This is a genomic window from Roseateles sp. P5_B10 (assembly GCF_056400485.1).
This window is the reverse complement of record NZ_JBFULE010001028.1, coordinates 1-1,619: the sequence shown is the minus strand read 5'-3', so window position 1 is coordinate 1,619 and position 1,619 is coordinate 1. Positions and strand designations below refer to the sequence as shown.

The following is a 1,619-nucleotide window of genomic DNA, read 5'->3' as shown; positions in this document are numbered from 1 at the left end:
CCGCAGTCGGGCTGGTTGCCCGGCGAGGATTTGCAACGCCGCAGACGCTGCCTTTGCGGGGCAACCCTGAGGGCAAGGCAGCACAGGGCCGCACTCGGCGTTGCGCACCTGGGTCGGGCAAGAGCCCGACCGGCGGCGCGCGCCTTGATTGCGACCCTGTGCTGCCTTGCGGGCGCCATGGGGAGACTGCAAACAGGTTCTACAAGACCGCCAGGAGACAACCATGGCATTGATGGGCCGGATGATGTCGGATCCGCTGCTGATCTCGTCGCTGCTGAAGCACGCCGAGCGGCATTCGGGCGAGACCGAGATCGTCAGCAAGCGGGTCGAGGGCGACCTGCACCGCAGCAATTGGCGCGAGCTGGCGCGGCGTTCGCGCCAGGCCGCGCAGGCATTTGCACGCCTGGGTTGCGAGCCCGGCGACCGCGTCGCGACGCTGGCCTGGAATGGCCACCGCCACATGGAGATCTACTACGGCAGTTCGGGCTCCGCGCTGGTCTGCCACACGATCAACCCGCGCCTCTTCCCCGAGCAGATCGTCTGGATTGCCAACGACGCGCAGGACCGCATCCTCTGTTTTGACGCCACCTTCCTGCCGCTGGTCGAGAAGATTGCGCCGCTGCTGAAGAGCGTTCAGCACTTCGTGCTGATGACCTCGCGTGCCCACATGCCAGCAAGCAGTGGCATCCCGAACCTGCTGTGCTTTGACGACCTGCTGGCCGCCGAGACCGGCGACTACGCCTGGCCGCAATTTGACGAGAACACCGCCTCCAGCATCTGTTACACGTCTGGCACCACCGGCAACCCCAAGGGCGCCATCTACAGCCACCGCTCGACGGTGCTGCATGCCTACGCYGCCGCGCTGCCGGACGCGATGGACTGCTCCAGCCGCGACGTCATCCTGCCCGTCGTGCCGATGTTTCATGTCAACGCCTGGGGCCTGCCGTACAGCGCGGCCATCGTCGGCTGCAAGTTCGTGCTGCCCGGCCCGCATCTGGACGGCAAGAGCCTGTATGAGCTGTTCGAGGGCGAGAAGGTGTCTTTCAGCGCCGGCGTGCCCACCGTCTGGCTGGGCCTGCTGAACTACGTCAAGGCCAACAACCTGAAGTTCTCGACCTTCAAGCGCACCGTCATCGGTGGCTCGGCCTGCCCGCCGGCGATGATGAAGTCGCTGCAGCAGGACTACGGCGTCGAGGTCATCCATGCCTGGGGCATGACCGAGATGTCGCCGCTGGGCACGCTGTCCAAGTTGACGACACGCCAGCTCGACCTGCCACCCGAACAGCAGCAGCGCCTGCTGGAGAAGCAGGGCCGCGTCATCTACGGCGTGGACATGGCCGTCATCGACGACGAAGGCCGCTCCCTGCCCTGGGACGGCCAGAGCTCGGGCAATCTGGTCGTGCGTGGCCACTGGGTGATCGCCCAGTACTACAACCACGACGAGTCGCCCCTGGTGAGTGTGGATGGCGAGCCAGGCTGGTTTCCGACCGGTGACGTGGCCACCATCGACGCCGACGGCTWCATGCAGATCACYGACCGCWSCAAGGACGTCATCAAGTCCGGYGGCGAATGGATCAGCTCCATCGATCTCGAGAACATCGCGATGGCCCACCCGGCCG

Annotated in this window: 1 protein-coding gene; it reads left to right on the top strand. The window is 65.8% G+C overall.

All coding sequences use genetic code 11. The features are described from left to right. Positions 1-223: 223 nt before the first annotated feature. A partial coding sequence (locus tag AC1DU6_RS30445) for a 3-(methylthio)propionyl-CoA ligase (RefSeq protein WP_477861810.1) occupies positions 224-1,619 on the top strand: 1,396 nt, incomplete at its 3' end.